Consider the following 17018-nt stretch of genomic DNA (forward strand, 5'->3'; position numbering starts at 1 on the left):
GAAATTCTACGCTAATCCGGTATGATTTCAGCCTCTTTAGGGCCGTTAGCTCAGTCGGTAGAGCAGGAGGCTTTTAACCTCTGTGTCATAAGTTCGAATCTTATACGGCCCACCAGTTTTAATAAGCTGGATACCGACAGTCTGTAAGATGTAGTTTTAAAAAAGAATTACCCTGTAAAGGGCCGTTAGCTCAGTCGGTAGAGCAGGAGGCTTTTAACCTCTGTGTCATAAGTTCGAATCTTATACGGCCCACCATTTTTGCTCTTTGGTCTTAATATTATAAAGATCAAAAGTAAAAAAATAATTTCAAAATCCACACCCCATCGCGCTCGTAGCTCAGCTGGATAGAGTACTTGGCTTCGAACCAAGGTGTCGGGGGTTCGAGTCCCTCCGAGCGCGCCATTTAATACCAGTAAAATCAATAAGTTAGCTAATATTTAGTTCGAAGCATGCCGTAAAAACCAAGTTACAGTGACGAAAACGTGCCAGAAATTTTTGAAATTCTTTCTGCTGCTGTTTTCAAATGGTCACTTGAAAGATGCGCATAACGTAACACCATTTCATATTCTGACCATCCTCCCAATTGCTGTAATTCTTGCAATGAGGTACCATTTTGCACGTGCCAACTTGCCCAGGTGTGACGCAAGTCATGCCAGCGAAAATCTTTGATTCCTGCCCGAATCAACGCTTTTTGCCAAGCATGATTATTACATCGCGTAACAGGCTTACCAAAATAGGTAAATACAAATGTGGGATGTAAGCCCACTTGTTTTTCTATAATGGCAATTGCCTGAGAGTTTAAAGGAACAGGGATAGCCTTCTTTGTTTTAGATTGATCAGGGTGAATGAGTGCATGTTTTCTAATTAAATCCACTTCACTCCACTGCAATTGAGTAACATTAGATTGGCGTAAACCAGTTGCCAAAGTAAAAGCTGCCATATCCTTCAAATGATTTGGTAGCTCCTGAAGCAATTTATTAGCCTGTCCCCTACTCAACCAACGTATACGTTTATTTTCAACTTTTCTCATTCTGAATAATGGCATGGTGTTTATCCACTGCCATTCCTTATGAGCTTTGTTTAAAATAGCACGTATAATTTCCAACATTCGGTTGACCGTCGTTGGAGTAACATTAGTCCGCTCTTTTTCTTGCGCAATAAATTCAATTAATTCGGCGTTAATTTCATCTAACGCTTTCTGGCCAAGATAAGGGTCTAGAAAGGCCAAATGAAATTTATCCGTAACTAAACTTCGTTTATGCGCTGATTCCTCTAACCATCGCACAACAGCATCTACCCACGATTTCTGTTGAGGTAATTGGGTATGCTTGTTACTCCACAGATCTTGAAGAAAATTATCATGGAATTGTTGCGCTTGTTGTTTTACTTTAGTCCTAGTGCTTCTGCGTATACGCTTGTCACCGAAGGTGATGTCGATCCACCAGAACCCATTTTTTTTCGTGAGTGCCATTTATTATCTCCTATATCGACACCCCACGATGCATCGCAAGTAGAGTACTTGTTTCGCATATACATCGCAAGATCTTGTTCTATAAAACGCCAACCTCGCCCTATCTTTACTCCAGGTAGTTCACCTGATGCAGCCATTCGTCGGATAGTTTCCCTGTGGGCACCTAGAAACTTTGAAGCCTCTTCAATATTTAAAGTGTTCATATGCAACCCCATTTATAACCCTGGTGCACATATTGCTTATTGGTATTGAGTTCAAGAATTAAATGATACAGCCTCACAAGATCCCGTTCGCAATATAGATTTGTTGGCATTAACTCATCGAAATAAATAGAACGTAATTGTCTTATTGAGCAGTTTAATAAAGCAGCAATATCTTTTAGAGTATAGTTAGTTGACTCTAATAGATAATTAATGATGCTCTTACAGATTTGTAGCCTAAAGTTATTTTCCACAACGAATACTCCTTTTCAAATTATTCTGTAGATAGCTACAGAAAACGCATAAAATATATTTTTTATCTAAATCGGTTTGTTTATTTGTTACTCTTCATTCAACTTATGTGTATAATAAACGCTAGGTAAAAAATACACACAAATATAAACGATATCGTTTATAATAAACAATTACGTTTATTTTGCAAGGTTTTTTATATGGATATAAAATTAAAAATAGGTTTAAGAATTAAAGAGTCGCGAAAAAACAAAAAATTAACTGCGGTGCAGTTGGCTGAAGTTACTGGTTTTTCCGCGCAACGAATTAGTAATTGGGAAAGAGGAACAAGAACTCCCAAGCTTAAAGATGCAGAAATACTCGGTAGTGCATTGGGTGTTTCTCCAACATGGTTATTATTTTTAGATATTGACCACAAACCTATGAAGGATCATCCATTCCTAACGATCCCTATAATCAATGCTTCATCTAAAATTGAAGGTTATCTCCCAATACCTTCATCAATTCAAGACAACATAACTCATGAAGATTTTGCATTTATCGTGCATGATAAAAGCATGTTTCCTATTTATAATACGGGCGATCTAGTTACTTTTTGTAAAGAAAAACAAAACCATTGCGATTTAGTACTGATTCATATTAAGGCTACAGAAGAAAACTTATTTAGAAAAATAAGCTCTGAAGATAATACATTTATATGCTCACCTATCAATCCAAACTGGCCACAAATCCGATTTGAATCAGCATCAATGTTTCAAATAATAGGTTGGGTCAAGAATGGATCTAAAGTATTTTACTAATTAATGAATAAAGAGCTTCCTAGATTTACAATCATTAAGAGTTCATCATTTGAAAATCCCTTTTTCAGAACAAGCTTTTTTAAAGATATCCCTAATATATCGGATAATGTAACAAGATTATGTTCCGTACTACTTAAGATTTTATCAATAACCTGAGCCGCAATATACTCTCCATTAATACCCTGTTCACTTACAATCTTCATGATTAAAATCCTTATTACGATACAGCAGCGTACTTTACTTGTTTGACAAGCAAGATCTGATTAGAGCATAATATGTTTGTCATTTATATCACTAAAATATTTGGCAAATACGCATTTTAGTTCTAAATAAAATCAATTTAATTAATAAAAATACTAATATGGAATTTTGTAGGAATTTTACTAAAGTATGTTGGGATGAAATTAGAGAGGAAGTAAAACGATCTAATCCTGAGTTTTTTTTCTTGGTTGATGAAATCGCGCCTGGAAAAGATTTCCCACTTTATATTTTTAACTTTGGATATGGTGATTTAATTGGTGATTCTGAAACCTTTTATATTCCACACCAAGGAAAGCTTCAAACCCTTAATAATTTTTCATCTCTAGAACCAATTACGAAAGACCTCTTTTATGGATTTCATAGTTGTCCATTAGGTCTTGTATTAGATAAAGGCTTTGAATGGTACTTAAGAGGTAATGCAGAAAATGAAACGCATCCTGTTTACATAGATAAAAAAGGGGATTTTTTTAACATTGGACATGTAACCCAGATAAAACCACTTAAACGATACTTGCCTAATGGCATACTGTCTGTAAAAGCTGGGGCACAAACCACTCTTGTAATACAAAACATTGGATGCAAAAGAAGCCATAATCGTCTTATTCGATCTGGAATTGATTGTACCATCCCTAATTCATACCATGATCACAGTGAATTCTTTAAACGAATTTACCAATCTTGCCCTTCTGAAAGTAAGTGGCGGGCCTCCATCGTTTACTTTTCTGAAAAATGGATAGAAAACATTGTTAACAATCCTGAGTGGATCAATATTAATAAATATTTCTTTAAATACTATCTAAATTATTATGCTTACACCTACTACGGGGACTATTATCAACATATTTTTAGGGTTGCCTTTGATAAGTCAAATTTAGAGCGAGATTTTTTTATTCAAGATACTGCTAAATATATCTTTGAAATTCTCATAGGTGAAAAATATGGGTTTTCGTTTACTAATACTGATGAGCTCTTGCCCGCATCATGGATAACCTACGTTTTAAAAGACATTTATAAGCTAAAAACAGAACCTTCTATATTAATACCTAAAAAACATGTTGAACAAAATCCAGTATATTTTTCGCTTCAACATCCTATTTTTAGACCATATCAAGGATTGTCCAGAAAAAAAGCTACTTTAATTTCTGAGCTTGAAAATATAAAAATCGTTACAAATAAATACAAAGACTTATTTTCCTCTATTCATGAAGAATGGGCCGGCACAATTCTTGAAGAAAAGGCCAAAAAAGCTCAATTTGTTTATTACCATGGGTTTGAGAATAAACAAAATTGGCTTTCGGACATTCATCATTTATTCAAAAATGATTCTGGAGTGCATCATTTAAGTAATAACACTTTTTGTCAAGATGCCCCTTTTTTTAAAGGATGCATCTCAATAAACAGCTTCTAACCGCTGTGCTCTTTTAGAATTAAATACTAAGAAGGCACTCATGAAACACAGCAAAGAAGATATTGTCCAAGCGTTTTGGGCATTGAAATAATACATTGCTACTCCTGATATGAGGGGGCCAATCATCATACCTAATGCATATGCGCTACGCCACGCCCCTATTCCTAAGCCACTGTGGTTAGAGCTTCCATATTGATGACATAATGCAACGGAGTATGCCATAAACAACATCTCACCAAGAGTAAAAACTAAAAGCGAACAAAACATTCCTAATATTGTAGAAGACAAGCCCATAGCAAACGTTGACGCTCCTAATAAAATACAGCCAATACAAGCAACTATATGTTTATTGAATCGCTCAATCCTTTTTGATAATTTTACTTGAAATAATGCAATTAAAATGGGATCGGTTGCGAAAAAAAATCCAATGATTAAAGAGTTTCCTATTGTTTCGTTTAAGTGAATCCCTAGTACTGTTTTTTGTATCCCATAAGTTAAACCGATACAAAATACTGAAAATAACATTGGAATAAGCGAGCTATAGATTGTGTCTATTTCTTCTTTATTACTGGGTATTGCAGCTACATCATGATTGCTGATTTCTAATTTTAGAAAAATGACTATTGAAAACAATATCAAAGTAACGCCAACCAAAATCATTGCTAATTTAAAATGATTTTGCGCTAAAAGCATTATCAATACCATTGCCACAATACCACCAGTATTTTCCAGTGCATTTTTGTAGGATTGGGCAATTGTTAAACTGTGATTGGTATTTCTTGAAATCTGCAACAAAGATGAGTTACTGCAAGTGATGAACAAGTTGATTCCAAATCCCATTAACAATACAAAGACAACAGATAAATGAAAAGAACTTACTTTTGCTAAAATAACAAATGCGACTCCTATGAGTAAGAAACTTGTCCCAATTATACCCTTTGCTTGTGCTTTTCCCGTAACGTATCCACCAAATATGCTACCCAAAATAGCTCCAATCCCCATTGAAAAGCCTAAGAAACCTATATTTAATTTATTAAAATTGGTGCTTACACTAAAAAAATACGCAATATGGTAAGATAGACCGCCTCCAATAGCTTCTATAAAAGAAAGAGCCAATAATAATTTACAAGTGACTGGTAAATCACTAAAAGAAAATCCTACTTTAGAAGAGCTGACTGTTGAGCTCATTGTAATCCCTCACATTAAATAAAAATTAGATACATCTACTTAAACTATGCCACTTGATTTAATAACTTTAATGCATCAGGACTCGGCACTTGTAGTATTTCATCGGGAGGAATGTACAAAGTAGATAGTGTTGTTAACTCTTGCCTATCAAGTTGCTCTAAATCAAATTCAGATATCTTTGGATGAGTACCAGGATAAAGAGCGGCTTCGTAAATAATAGCTTTTTTTTCTTTTTTATAGAGCTTGATTAACTTTTTTTTAACAAAATTAAGGGCCTCCAAATTGATTTTATTCGTTGGTAAACCCAAATTTCCAACCATACCAATCTGGTAAATCACTACATGAGAAGAAGTATCTACTGATTTATCATACAAAAGATATTCTGTAGCATCAAAGGACTGGATACCTCCAGATGCAGGATCAAATCGAAGATCAGCATATAAACAATCTTGAGCAGAAATACCAGGACACACCACTGTTTTAATGCTATCGCTAAGCACAGATAAAGCGAGCAAGCCAGGAGTAGCAAACACACATGGATGGCCATATATAACGACGCATAGAGAGCCTACATCTTCTATCGCTCTATGAATATATTGTGCCATATTATTATAAGCATTTTCTCTTGATTTAGAGTTAAGGTAGATTGCATCCAGTGACTCTGATGATTTCGCTAATTTACGAATATAACGCTCTAATAAAGGCTCATTAACTAAATACAATACCTTGTCACAAGTAGAAATATATCCTTTTGCTTCCTCTGTAATATGAGCTATTGTTTTAATTCCAGTGCCAACTAACGCTAAAACTTTCACTTAAATCCCTATTGGGTCACTGGAAAAACATGGGTCATATCGGAATACGGGATCACATGACTCATATCCGAAAAATTCTTTTTATCAGTGATTAACTCTCTGATCTTATGGGTATCTGAGTTTTTATATGATTCAACCAAGCTTTTACTTAAAATCCAATCCTCTAAAATCACTGTATCAAGGAGAGGATTTTTCACCAATGCCTCAACTGCATCTAATAATTCCATAGTCCCTCCAAAATTTGGTAATCAAAATTTTGCACTATTTATTTTATAAAAAATTTGATCAATATCCTATCAATAATCAACTATTATCAAGAATTCTTTTATTTCAAATAACATGTCAGTGCATAGAATATCATTACGGATTGACTCATATTATTCCATAAATGTATGTTTTTTTGAACACAAATTATTTTGCGCTTGCCTCAATATCTACGGTTTTTTACTTCCTACATTGTTTAATGTTATCCTCCTCAATCATATGATAATAATCAATACGGACTCTATTTGACGAGTTTACAGATAATATCCCATTTTTTTCCATTTTTTTGGCCAAAAAAAAACTTTAAAAAAAAGTTTCGGGTCATATTTTCATTATTTTTGGTTTTCACAACACTTGCCTTAAATTTAATTGTACCCATTTTTTTTAAAGAAATAGTAACTGCATTATCTGGAACGATAAAGACATCGAGCATGATGATTATCTCACTGCTCTGCTGTTATGGATTGCTCTGGATACTGGCAAGATGCACTGAAAAAATTCGCGAGATGCTGACTTATGTAAACATAAGTACAACGATTGCAGATTATAGTACTCATGTTTTTGCACATCTTCATGCTTTAAATTACAAATTTCATCTGGATAAGGAAACCGGCAAATTAACCAGCGCGATTAGTCGTGCACAGCTTGCAATCGCAATGCTTATCTCGAACATATTGTTTCGAATTGCCCCTGTTCTTTTAGAAATTCTATTTGCTTTTTTAATCATTTGGCACTTCTATGGCTTAAGTTATGGCTTCTACCTCATTATTATTTTGGGAATCTATCTTGTTTTTAATGGACTTACTCAAAAAAAATCTACAAGCCTGCAGAGAAATTGTAGCCATGCTGAATTAAATGTAAGTGCGGCAATTGCCGATAGTCTACTCAACACAGAAACCGTAAAATACTATAACAGTCAAACTACAGAACATAAAAAAATCGACCAATTTTTACAAGAAAGCGTTCATGCAAATACAGCATTATTTAGTGGAATGGGTACATTTTTGGTGATACAAACACTCATTATTGCGGGTGGTCTTGCCTTTTTGTCCTATAAAGTAGGGTATCAAATTTTAATTGGACAGTTAAGCGTGGGTGACTTTGTTCTGATTAACGGCTATTTATTACAGTTATTTGAACCTTTAAGCGAAGCTAGTGTGCGTTGGCGAGATACCAAAAATGATTTATCCAAAATAGAATATTCAGCCTACTTATTAGAGCAAACCGATGAAGTGGAACAAGATCATCCTGATGCAAAACCTTTATCCATTACTGGGCCGCATGTTGACTTTAAAAACGTTACTTTCGGTTATCAACCAGCACACCCCATTTTAAAAAATGTAAGCTTCGAAGTCCCACCCGCAAAGATGACAGCTATTGTAGGACCCAGCGGATCGGGTAAGTCAACGATTGCAAGATTATTACTGGGATTATTTGAAGTCACTCAGGGACAAATACTCATAGATGACCAAGATATTACTACTGTGAGCAAGCATTCATTACGCCAACAAATCGGAATTGTTCCACAAGAAGTTCTACTCTTCAACAATACGTTGAAGTTCAATCTCTGCTATGGTGCTCTAAATACCTCCGAGCATAAAATCAATACCGTAATCCAACTGGCGCACTTGGAAGAGATGGTAAAAAAACTCCCCAACGGCCTCGAAACTAATATCGGTGAAGGGGGTTTCAAGTTATCAGGAGGAGAACGCCAAAGGATTGGAATAGCGAGATGTTTATTGCGCAACCCCAGTATTTTGTTATTTGATGAAGCAACCGCATCACTCGACACGCAAACTGAAAAAAATATCCAGGAAAATATTGAAGAGCTTGCAAAAAATACAACAAGCATAATCATCGCACATCGTTTGAGTACGATTATTCATGCAGACAACATCCTTGTTTTACAAGACGGAGAAGTCGTAGAAACTGGAATGCATCAAGAATTAATCGAGAAAAAGGGATTATATTACTCTATGTGGAATAGCCAGCAGCAAAAGAGTGCGTCATGATGAATGAAAATTTCCCCAGCATCAAAGAAACCATCCACTATCTTTGGCCTTGCATTTGGACAAAGAACAGCCTCAAAGGAAAAATTCACGTTGTCTTGGCCTTCGTATTTATATTGATTTCGATTGCACTCAATTTGTGTGTCCCCATTTTTTTAAAAGAAGCCATTAATGCACTCTCTGGACATGCCTTATTTTTAAACAGCACCCCTTTAGTCATCATTCTGACTTATGCATCGGTTTGGGGCGCATCTAAAGCTTGTATCACCCTCAGTCAAGTAATAGCTTTTCCTGTAGAATTAGAAGGGGCGAGAAAATTTTGTTTACAACTTTTTGATCACGTACAAGCACTTTCCACAAAATTTCATAGAGAACGTAAATCAGGCGAAATTCTTACAATCATAGAGCGTTCACACTCGTCCGCTGTTGATCTTATTGGTCGACCTATTGTGATGATATTGCCGGCTCTTATAGAAATCATTTTTGCTATGATTTTTTTGAGCTATTTTTATGATCCTTTTTTTGGGTTGGTTCTGTTGTTGATGCTGGTTTCTTATATCTTGCTAAGCTATTACACCGCTCAATGGATTGTAAAATGCAGAATGAAGCAAAACAATGAAGATGCATCTGCAAATGCTTATCTGGTGGAAAGCCTATTGCATGCAGATACCGTGAAATATTTTAATACCCAACAGGATGAAATCAATACAGCTGCTCAAAAATTACAAGAAAAGGCCCGTGCCGATACTCGAGCATTAAATTCCGATGCAAAAATTCATCTTATCCAAAATGTCATTGTCGGTATGTGTGTTATTATTATGCTCTTACTTGCTGGCAGCCGAGTCATTGCAGGGACCATGAATGTCGGAGATTTTGTACTGGTCCATGGCTATTTATTCATGTTCATGCTGCCATTATCCATGCTAGGCTATCGAATTCGTGTTACCCGAGATGATTTAGCTCGTTTTCAAACCGCGATTGGGTTACTGAAAATTCCTATTGATATTCAAGACCAACTCAATGCCAGAACACTTAAGTACAAAGAAGGAAAAATACAATTTGATCACGTCCATTTTGCTTATAATGAACATCGAAAAATTCTTGATGACGTTAGCTTTATAATTGAACCCGGTACCACTACTGCAATCGTTGGATCCTCAGGATCCGGCAAATCTACTCTCGCAAGATTAATCTTTCGGCTTTATGATTTGAATTCGGGGAGCATTCAGATTGATGGGCAAAATATTAGCAGTATCCAACATACATCACTCAGAGCAATACTCGGTATTGTTCCTCAGGAAACTGCTTTATTCAATGATACCTTAAGAAATAACCTAATCTATGGAAATCCGCATGTCACTGACGATGAATTGGCGGATGCATTACAAGCAGTACATCTTGATAGGTTCGTGGCAAAACTGCCTGATGGGTTAGAAACCCAAGTTGGTGAGCGCGGATTAAAATTATCTGGTGGCGAAAAACAACGAGTGGCCATCGCTAGAATGCTGCTTAAAAAACCCAAAATTTTTATTTTTGATGAAGCAACATCTTCACTGGATATGAAAAAAGAGAAAGACATTCAGACCTGTCTCAAACAAATATCGGTCAACACAACAACACTTATTATTGCCCATAGGCTTTCTACAGTAACGCATGCAGATAATATTCTGGTACTCGCTAATGGTGTGATTATTGAGCAAGGTACTCACAATGAACTATTAAATCAAAATGGTGCATATGCTCAATTGTGGAAAGCCCAAAGTCAAAATAAAATTGACACAGGGTCTATTTAGGTATTGATCAGGTCAATCAAGTGTTGAAAACCATTGTTAATTTAAAAAATATTGTTCCAAACTTAATGATCATGCTGTGATACTAATGGAGACGGCATTATGAATAAAAAACAAAACAACACATCCATCATTCCCCCTATTTTATATGGTACAGCATGGAAAGAAGATGATACAAAACGATTGGTGCTTCAGGCACTCAACTCAGGATTTCGAGGAATTGATACAGCCAATCAGCGCAGACATTATTTTGAAGAAGCCGTTGGTGATGCTATTGAGCAATTTTTAACAACCACTCAAAAAACACGCAGTGATTTATTTCTTCAAACAAAATTTACTTCTGTACATGGTCAAGATCATAGAAAACCTTATGATGAGTTTGATTCGCTGACTAACCAGGTCAAGCAATCCTTTGCAAGTTCACTTGAACATTTACGGACAGATTATATTGACTCCTATATACTTCATGGTCCTTCACTGTCTCATGGTATAATCGATGCAGATTTGGAAATTTGGCAGGCCATGGAAGAGCTGGTGCATAACTGCAAAGTGCAGTTTATCGGTATTTCGAATGTCAATATTGCACAAGTAGAAGAGTTATATAGAAAAGTCTCTATAAAGCCATCGTTTATACAAAATAGATGTTTCGCTATCACGCAGTGGGACCAAGACGTTAGGATATTTAGTCAAAAAAACAAGATTATCTATCAAGGATTTTCTTTGCTCACCGCGAATCAGCAGCATTTATTAATCCCTCACATGCAATCACTTGCTATAAAATATAATAAAACCATTCCGCAAATTATATTTCACTTTGCAAACCAAGTGGGGATATTGCCTTTAACTGGCACTACAAATCAACAACACATGGATAATGATTTAAACATATATGACTTTGAGCTTTCACAAGAAGAAATTCAATATATAGAAAATATAGGGTTATAAGTGAACCAATATGACCATAAAAATTGAAACACCACGGATGCTTTTGCGTTTAATTAAGGATGAGGACTTAGATCAAGTTGCTCAGCTTCATGCAGACCGAGAAGTTAGAAAATTCTTTCCTGATGGAACACAAGATCGCGAGCAGACTAAGCGAAGAATAACACAGATTATGAGCCTTTATGGAGATAAAGGATTGCCTGGTTTTGTTATATTCAATAAGGTGACTCATGAATTCATTGGACGATGTGGATTTGGGCCAATTGAAACAGGGGAAATTGAAGTTGGATACCTTATCGTAAGAAAATTTTGGGGTATGGGTTATGCATCTGAAGCACTAGAGGCACTTCTTGAATGGAGTAAAATAAATATCAATTCTGATTATATTATTGCTTTTGCGCCACTCAAACATAGTGCATCACATCGAGTAATGGAGAAGTGTGGTATGGAATATTATAAAGATGCTCTTGGTCATGGTGTTGAGTGTAAATTTTATCGTTCAAAAAATAAATAATTTATAAAACAGGTCAATTAGCATGACAAAAATTACAACAGAAGAAGCCGCGTTAAAATTAGCAGTACTTATTGATGCTGATAATGCTCGAGCAGCAATTATTGATGGTCTTTTAACTGAGATTGCTGGTTATGGAGATGCGATTGTAAGGAGAATTTATGGCGATTTCACCTTGCCATCTAGCTCACAATGGAAAAAGGTGTTGCATAAACACGCTATAAAACCAGTACAGCAGTTTGCTTTTACTTCTGGAAAAAATGCAACGGATAGTGCGCTTATTATTGATGCTATGGATCTACTTTATACGCATCGTTTTGGTGGTTTTTGTATCGTGTCAAGTGATAGTGATTTTACAAGTCTTGCTAACCGTATTCGTGAAGAAGGGTTGCAAGTTTTCGGATTTGGAGAGAAAAAAACACCAGAGGCTTTTCGTAATGCCTGCAATAAATTTATTTTCACTGAAGTACTACGCCCTGTAGCACCACCTGATCACTCAATCAGTCAGTCAAAAAAGAGAAAACAGCCTGTTAAACAAGCAAAAGCGAATGAACCCTCAGCACAAGAATTTCCAAAAGAATTTATTCTAGAGGTATTAAATAACTCATACGATGATACTGGTTGGGCATACATAGGAACATTTGGTGGCTATTTAACTAAGTTAAAACCAGACTTTGATTCCAGGCTTTATGGTTTCAAAAAGCTAAGTGATTTGGTTAAAGGAAAACCAGAGATTTTTGAAACAGAAGAACGAGTCAATCCTGGATCGAACACAAAAGTTTTATATTTACGTGGTAGACAACAATAACGTGGAAATGATTAATGAATCTATTAGAAAAAATTGCAGCATTAGAAAATGAAGCTGCTGAATTTGGTTTTCAGTGGGAAACGACAGATCAGATTATGGCTCAAATCCAAAGTGAGTGTATTGAAGTCGATGAGCATTTAAAAGCAGGAACTAATAATAACTCATCTGCTTTGCAGGAAGAAATAGGTGACCTATTGCATGCCGTGTTTTCACTGTGTGTATTTTGTAAATTAGATCCCAAAGATACGCTCCAACAAACCGTGGAAAAATTTGAGCGGCGGCTTCGCGCTGTCAAAATAATTGCTCATGAAAAGAAACTCATTAATTTGAAAGGACAAACTTTTGATGAGTTAATGTTTATATGGAAACAGGCAAAGAGCAGCGTAGGTTAACACTGGGTGAGCATGACTTGTAAATTGGGTAGACGAAATGTAGATTCAGCATAAAATCACAAACGCGCAATTGTCCTGCGCTTGATAAAATATTTTCATGCTCCATAAATTTCCGTACAAAATTAATGAATAAAATCAACCTATAAAAGAAGACAGCACACCTTTCGCAACTGGTTGCGGTATGTGTAACCCATTGTATTTATTAAATAATAAATCCATATTTGCAAAAATCGGCCGCGAAACTCTAAATATTTGTTAATTAGCAATCAAAAAGCCGTATGCAAATGTGCATCACTTTTAAATATTTTGTGAGTTTTATCTGATGCAGATCTGCATACTGACACTCGTAACCATTTGAAATATATAGTCTAATATGATCTAATTGTAATTAGGGTGGCGTGCATGGATGCATCAGCCAAGTATCCAACATAATCGCAAAAAGAGGTTAAATTATGGCTAGAATTACTGTTACTTTACCTGACAATCTTCATAAACAAATAATTAAAATAGCAGGCAAAGAGAATGATTCTCTCTCTTATACAACTACACGGCTTGTTGAAATTGGACTGGTTGTTATGAACAGCAAATCTGAAAAAAAAGATGAGCAAAAGACTACAAACATTGAAGAATATTGCCAAAAGCTCATTATTCAAATTAATGGTATCATCAAAGAGATTGCCATTGACAAATTTAATTTTGATGATGATAAAATCGTTCAAATAACCCAAGATACCTTAAGTAAATTCAATAAATTAAAGGGTATCCAACAGGAATTACTAAGTTAAGCTTTTCTCATTATTATATTTTTAACATAGCTGTTTTAAAAAGCTAAACTCTCATTTGAGCTAGGTTACCCCATACATAGAAGAGGTAAAATGATGGGTAAAAAAAAGAAACTAAGTAATCCATTTTCAACAGGTGGAGGTGGCTCACATTTTGAAGCCCATGTGCAGGCATCTTTCTCACATTTCTCAATTTCAACAACAGTATCCTATGTGGGTCTGGCCAAGAGTTATTGATATTGTACAAACGTGGAGTCAGGATGCAGGAACTATTATTCTAGATAAGCTACCAGAAGATCTTCTTGAAGCTTTCAAACAAAAAGCTGTAATGAAAATGCCTGAGGAACCCATGTCTTTCCAAGAGAAATCTAAAACTGATTGGGCGATTCATGCAGATGCTACTTTCTTGGCATTGGTAATTCTTATTGGTGGTTGGAATGAAAAGAGTAAAAGCGACATAGAAGTATTAACTCAATTGCTTAGAATTGATTATGAGACTTGGTTGCAGAAGGCTCGAGAAATATTACATTTATCTGATAGCCCATTATCGCTCAAAAATGGCATTTGGAGCATTGTTAATAGAATAGAGCTTTGGAACTTGCTAAGTTCACGTATCCTGGATCGGGATCTCGATCTATTTAAATCCCTAGCTATTTGTGTTCTGAAAACACCGGATCCTTCCTTCGAGTTGCCTGCTGATGAGCGATATACCGCTAATATTCGCGGTAATGTGTTGGAATACTCCTACGTATTACGAAAAGGAATATCTGAAGGGCTGGCTCTATTGGGTAGTCAGCCCAACACATGTAGCAATTGTTCACAAGAAAAACCAGAAATTACCGCAACTCTCACTATTCGTGAAATCTTTACAGCTGCTGATTGGGTTGTTTGGGGCAGTCTTAACAACGTACTACCTATTCTTGCCGAAGCCGCCCCCAATGAATTTCTTAATATAGTTGAGAAGGCATTGCATTTATCACCATGCCCGTTTGAGCAACTTTTTGCTCAGGAAGGCAAGGGTATCACCGGAGAAAATTATTTAACAGGTCTCCTTTGGTCACTAGAAGGATTAGCCTGGAACGAGCAATACTTTATTCAAGCTTGTGTTGTGCTTGGTGAACTTGCCAATAATGATCCTGGTGGTCAGTGGTCAAATCGACCTTCTAATTCTCTGATAACCATTTTACTTCCGTGGCTGCCTCAAACATTCGCAACTGTTGATAAGCGAAAGGTAGCCGTGAAGACGCTTCTTAAGGAATGGCCTGAGGTGGCTTGGAATCTAATTATTCATCTCCTGCCTGGCCAACGTCAGACTTCTTCTGGATCACATAAACCGATCTGGAGAAATACAGTTCCTGATGATTATACAAAAAATGTTACGCATCAGGAGTACTGGCAGCAGACATCATTTTATGCAGAGCTTGCTGTTCATGCTGCGGGTTATGATATTAAACGGCTTTCTAAGTTAATTGACCATTTTAGCAGTCTACCTGACCCAGCATTCAATCAACTTATAGAAGTACTATCTTCGAATGACATTTCAGAACTACCTGAAGATAAAAGGCTTTTGCTTTGGGAGCCTCTTACAAAATTTATAAACAAACATAAGCGCTATAATATAGGTGCACAATCTGCGTTTTCAGAGGATCGACTTACTTATATTGATAATGTTGCTAAACGTCTTGCGCCTACAAATCCATTCAATTTGTATCACCATCTTTTCTCTGTCCGTGATTTTGATCTTTATGATGAGAACGGTGATTGGGACGAGCAACAGAATAGATTAAATGAGCGACGAGACGCAGCCATCAAGGAAATTTTTCAGAAAAGTGATATTAAGACTGTTATACGATTTGCTGAAACAGCAGATTCGCCGGATCGCGTAGGTCATGCACTTGGTAATATAGAGGATAAGATAATTGAAAACACCCTTATACCTCATTTTCTGAATACAACAAATGCCAATCATAAAGCATTGTTGAGAGGATTTATTTTGAGAAAACACCACAGCAATGGTTGGAACTGGTGCGATAGCATTAATAAGTCAGGGTGGACGCCAGAGCAAATTGGGGTTTTTTTGACTTTTTTGCCATTCAGCAAAGAGACATGGGATCGTGTATCAATTTGGCTGAAAAAACACCAAGAAGAATATTGGTCTCGCGTCGGTGCGAATGCCTATCAGACTGATGTCAATCTTGGAATAGCTATTGATAAGCTCATTGATTTTGGTAGACCTCATTCAGCGATTGGTTGCTTACATAGAATGCTTTATGCCAAGATGCCCATTGATGTTAAACAATGCGTTAAAGTATTGCTTTTAGTACCTTCTTCTAATGAGCCATCCTACTTTAGGGATGAAAATGACATTGTTGAACTGATCAAATATCTACAGTCCGAACCTTCAGTTGATCAAGATGATCTTTTTAAAGTTGAATGGGCATATCTTCCATTGCTGGACGGCCACATGGGAACTGAGCCTAAACTTCTTGAGAATAGACTTGCGATTGACCCTGAATTTTTTTGTGAAGTAATTCAACTTGTATATCATTCTAAAAAAGAATGTAAAACACCGAAAGAACCATCTGAAGAATCAAAGAATATTGCGATGAATGCTTGGCAATTATTACACAACTGGAGGACACCTCCTGGTTTACATGAGGATGGGGAATTTATTGCAGAGCATTTCAACAAATGGCTTGAACAGGTAAAAAATCTTTCTATTGAATCGGGGCACTTGGACTCAGCTTTCTCCAATATTGGTGAAGTTTTAATTTACGCCCCAGCTGATCCAAATGGATTGTGGATCCATCACACAGTAGCAGCAGCTTTGAATGACCGTGAGGCCAATGATATGCGCACTGGTTTTAAGACGCGGATATATAACTCACGAGGTGTTCATTGTGTTGATCCAACTGGTAAACCAGAAAAAGAGTTAGCTGAAGATTTTCGTTGCAAAGCAGATACAGTGGAAAATGAAGGATTTCAGCGGTTTGCTGTAACGTTAAGAGAGTTGGCTAATGAGTATGAGCGAGAGGCTGAACGTATTATTGCTCAATACTCTCCAGAATAAAGAATGAGAAATGTTAATCAAACCTGCAAGGATTATACACTTAGGGTTCGGCGGT

General features: G+C 36.2%; 16 protein-coding genes and 3 tRNA genes. 13 read left to right on the forward strand and 6 right to left on the reverse strand.

Annotated features, from left to right (window positions below; all coding sequences use genetic code 11):
- The first annotated feature begins 39 nt into the window (after positions 1-39).
- The 3 genes from LOX96_RS01720 (at position 40) to LOX96_RS01730 (ending at position 402) form a co-directional block, all read left to right on the forward strand.
- A tRNA-Lys gene (locus tag LOX96_RS01720) sits at positions 40-115 on the forward strand.
- Between the two features lie 64 nt (positions 116-179).
- Positions 180-255, forward strand: a tRNA-Lys gene (locus LOX96_RS01725).
- Between the two features lie 70 nt (positions 256-325).
- Positions 326-402: transfer RNA gene (locus LOX96_RS01730), tRNA-Arg, on the forward strand.
- Positions 403-466: 64 nt separating this feature from the next.
- Here LOX96_RS01730 and LOX96_RS01735 read toward each other — a convergent pair.
- Positions 467-1471, reverse strand: a complete 1005-nt coding sequence (locus tag LOX96_RS01735; protein ID WP_058387863.1) for a tyrosine-type recombinase/integrase — start codon at positions 1469-1471, stop codon at positions 467-469.
- Positions 1384-1686: a helix-turn-helix domain-containing protein gene (locus LOX96_RS01740; RefSeq protein WP_082631441.1), complete on the reverse strand. Its 303-nt coding sequence runs from the start codon at positions 1684-1686 to the stop codon at positions 1384-1386. Before LOX96_RS01740 ends, LOX96_RS01735 begins: the two co-directional genes overlap by 88 nt.
- Before the next feature lie 437 nt (positions 1687-2123).
- Here LOX96_RS01740 and LOX96_RS01745 point away from each other — a divergent pair, with 437 nt between their 5' ends.
- The gene (locus LOX96_RS01745; RefSeq protein WP_058387864.1) at positions 2124-2723 is read left to right on the forward strand and encodes a helix-turn-helix domain-containing protein; all 600 of its coding nucleotides are present in this window, start codon (positions 2124-2126) and stop codon (positions 2721-2723) included.
- Here LOX96_RS01745 and LOX96_RS01750 read toward each other — a convergent pair.
- The gene (locus tag LOX96_RS01750) at positions 2720-2926 is read right to left on the reverse strand and encodes a hypothetical protein (RefSeq protein WP_058387865.1); all 207 of its coding nucleotides are present in this window, start codon (positions 2924-2926) and stop codon (positions 2720-2722) included. The two genes, LOX96_RS01745 and LOX96_RS01750, sit on opposite strands and share 4 nt — an antisense overlap.
- 158 nt (positions 2927-3084) lie before the next feature.
- Here LOX96_RS01750 and LOX96_RS01755 point away from each other — a divergent pair, with 158 nt between their 5' ends.
- Entirely contained in the window at positions 3085-4392 is a 1308-nt protein-coding gene (locus tag LOX96_RS01755; RefSeq protein ID WP_058387866.1) for a hypothetical protein, read from the forward strand.
- On the opposite strand, the gene LOX96_RS01760 is transcribed toward LOX96_RS01755, so the two are convergent.
- From LOX96_RS01760 to LOX96_RS01770, 3 genes are read right to left on the reverse strand one after another with little or no spacing between them, the layout of a single operon-like run.
- Complete coding sequence (locus LOX96_RS01760; RefSeq protein WP_058387867.1) at positions 4375-5580, reverse strand: MFS transporter; 1206 nt, start codon at positions 5578-5580, stop codon at positions 4375-4377. The genes LOX96_RS01755 and LOX96_RS01760 overlap by 18 nt on opposite strands.
- 44 nt (positions 5581-5624) lie before the next feature.
- Positions 5625-6395 carry an SAM-dependent methyltransferase gene (locus LOX96_RS01765; protein WP_058387868.1) on the reverse strand — a complete coding sequence of 257 codons (771 nt, stop codon included), beginning with the start codon at positions 6393-6395 and terminating at the stop codon, positions 5625-5627.
- 8 nt (positions 6396-6403) lie between these two features.
- A complete protein-coding gene (locus tag LOX96_RS01770) occupies positions 6404-6622 on the reverse strand; it encodes a hypothetical protein (protein ID WP_058387869.1) in 219 nt (72 codons plus the stop codon).
- A gap of 282 nt (positions 6623-6904) precedes the next feature.
- Here LOX96_RS01770 and LOX96_RS01775 point away from each other — a divergent pair, with 282 nt between their 5' ends.
- The 8 genes from LOX96_RS01775 (at position 6905) to LOX96_RS01810 (ending at position 16963) form a co-directional block, all read left to right on the forward strand.
- The gene (locus LOX96_RS01775) at positions 6905-8671 is read left to right on the forward strand and encodes an ABCB family ABC transporter ATP-binding protein/permease (protein ID WP_058387870.1); all 1767 of its coding nucleotides are present in this window, start codon (positions 6905-6907) and stop codon (positions 8669-8671) included.
- Positions 8668-10461, forward strand: coding sequence for an ABCB family ABC transporter ATP-binding protein/permease (locus LOX96_RS01780; RefSeq protein WP_058387871.1), 1794 nt, complete (start codon positions 8668-8670; stop codon positions 10459-10461). Before LOX96_RS01775 ends, LOX96_RS01780 begins: the two co-directional genes overlap by 4 nt.
- A gap of 99 nt (positions 10462-10560) precedes the next feature.
- On the forward strand, positions 10561-11403 hold the full coding sequence (locus tag LOX96_RS01785) for an aldo/keto reductase family protein (protein WP_058387872.1): 843 nt from the start codon (positions 10561-10563) through the stop codon (positions 11401-11403).
- Between the two features lie 10 nt (positions 11404-11413).
- Complete coding sequence (locus tag LOX96_RS01790) at positions 11414-11914, forward strand: GNAT family N-acetyltransferase (protein WP_058387873.1); 501 nt, start codon at positions 11414-11416, stop codon at positions 11912-11914.
- A gap of 22 nt (positions 11915-11936) precedes the next feature.
- A complete protein-coding gene (locus tag LOX96_RS01795; RefSeq protein WP_058387874.1) occupies positions 11937-12719 on the forward strand; it encodes an NYN domain-containing protein in 783 nt (260 codons plus the stop codon).
- A gap of 14 nt (positions 12720-12733) precedes the next feature.
- Positions 12734-13111: a MazG nucleotide pyrophosphohydrolase domain-containing protein gene (locus LOX96_RS01800; protein WP_058387875.1), complete on the forward strand. Its 378-nt coding sequence runs from the start codon at positions 12734-12736 to the stop codon at positions 13109-13111.
- A 452-nt stretch (positions 13112-13563) separates the two neighbouring features.
- The gene (locus tag LOX96_RS01805; RefSeq protein WP_237761313.1) at positions 13564-13896 is read left to right on the forward strand and encodes a hypothetical protein; all 333 of its coding nucleotides are present in this window, start codon (positions 13564-13566) and stop codon (positions 13894-13896) included.
- Between the two features lie 139 nt (positions 13897-14035).
- Positions 14036-16963, forward strand: a complete 2928-nt coding sequence (locus tag LOX96_RS01810; protein ID WP_250420761.1) for a hypothetical protein — start codon at positions 14036-14038, stop codon at positions 16961-16963.
- Positions 16964-17018: the final 55 nt, after the last annotated feature.

The sequence above is a fragment of the Legionella maioricensis genome (assembly GCF_023618015.1).
Lineage (GTDB): Bacteria > Pseudomonadota > Gammaproteobacteria > Legionellales > Legionellaceae > Legionella > Legionella maioricensis.

What these genes read in the sequence shown, in the direction of transcription:
- LOX96_RS01760 (WP_058387867.1), bottom strand. Translation starts at nt 5,580, where the DNA reads ATGAGCTCAACAGTCAGCTCTTCTAAAGTAGGATTTTCTTTTAGTGAT.
- LOX96_RS01800 (WP_058387875.1), top strand. Translation starts at nt 12,734, where the DNA reads ATGAATCTATTAGAAAAAATTGCAGCATTAGAAAATGAAGCTGCTGAA.
- LOX96_RS01805 (WP_237761313.1), top strand. Translation starts at nt 13,564, where the DNA reads ATGGCTAGAATTACTGTTACTTTACCTGACAATCTTCATAAACAAATA.
- LOX96_RS01790 (WP_058387873.1), top strand. Translation starts at nt 11,414, where the DNA reads ATGACCATAAAAATTGAAACACCACGGATGCTTTTGCGTTTAATTAAG.
- LOX96_RS01780 (WP_058387871.1), top strand. Translation starts at nt 8,668, where the DNA reads ATGATGAATGAAAATTTCCCCAGCATCAAAGAAACCATCCACTATCTT.
- LOX96_RS01750 (WP_058387865.1), bottom strand. Translation starts at nt 2,926, where the DNA reads ATGAAGATTGTAAGTGAACAGGGTATTAATGGAGAGTATATTGCGGCT.
- LOX96_RS01755 (WP_058387866.1), top strand. Translation starts at nt 3,085, where the DNA reads ATGGAATTTTGTAGGAATTTTACTAAAGTATGTTGGGATGAAATTAGA.
- LOX96_RS01740 (WP_082631441.1), bottom strand. Translation starts at nt 1,686, where the DNA reads ATGGGGTTGCATATGAACACTTTAAATATTGAAGAGGCTTCAAAGTTT.
- LOX96_RS01745 (WP_058387864.1), top strand. Translation starts at nt 2,124, where the DNA reads ATGGATATAAAATTAAAAATAGGTTTAAGAATTAAAGAGTCGCGAAAA.
- LOX96_RS01785 (WP_058387872.1), top strand. Translation starts at nt 10,561, where the DNA reads ATGAATAAAAAACAAAACAACACATCCATCATTCCCCCTATTTTATAT.
- LOX96_RS01795 (WP_058387874.1), top strand. Translation starts at nt 11,937, where the DNA reads ATGACAAAAATTACAACAGAAGAAGCCGCGTTAAAATTAGCAGTACTT.
- LOX96_RS01770 (WP_058387869.1), bottom strand. Translation starts at nt 6,622, where the DNA reads ATGGAATTATTAGATGCAGTTGAGGCATTGGTGAAAAATCCTCTCCTT.
- LOX96_RS01735 (WP_058387863.1), bottom strand. Translation starts at nt 1,471, where the DNA reads ATGGCACTCACGAAAAAAAATGGGTTCTGGTGGATCGACATCACCTTC.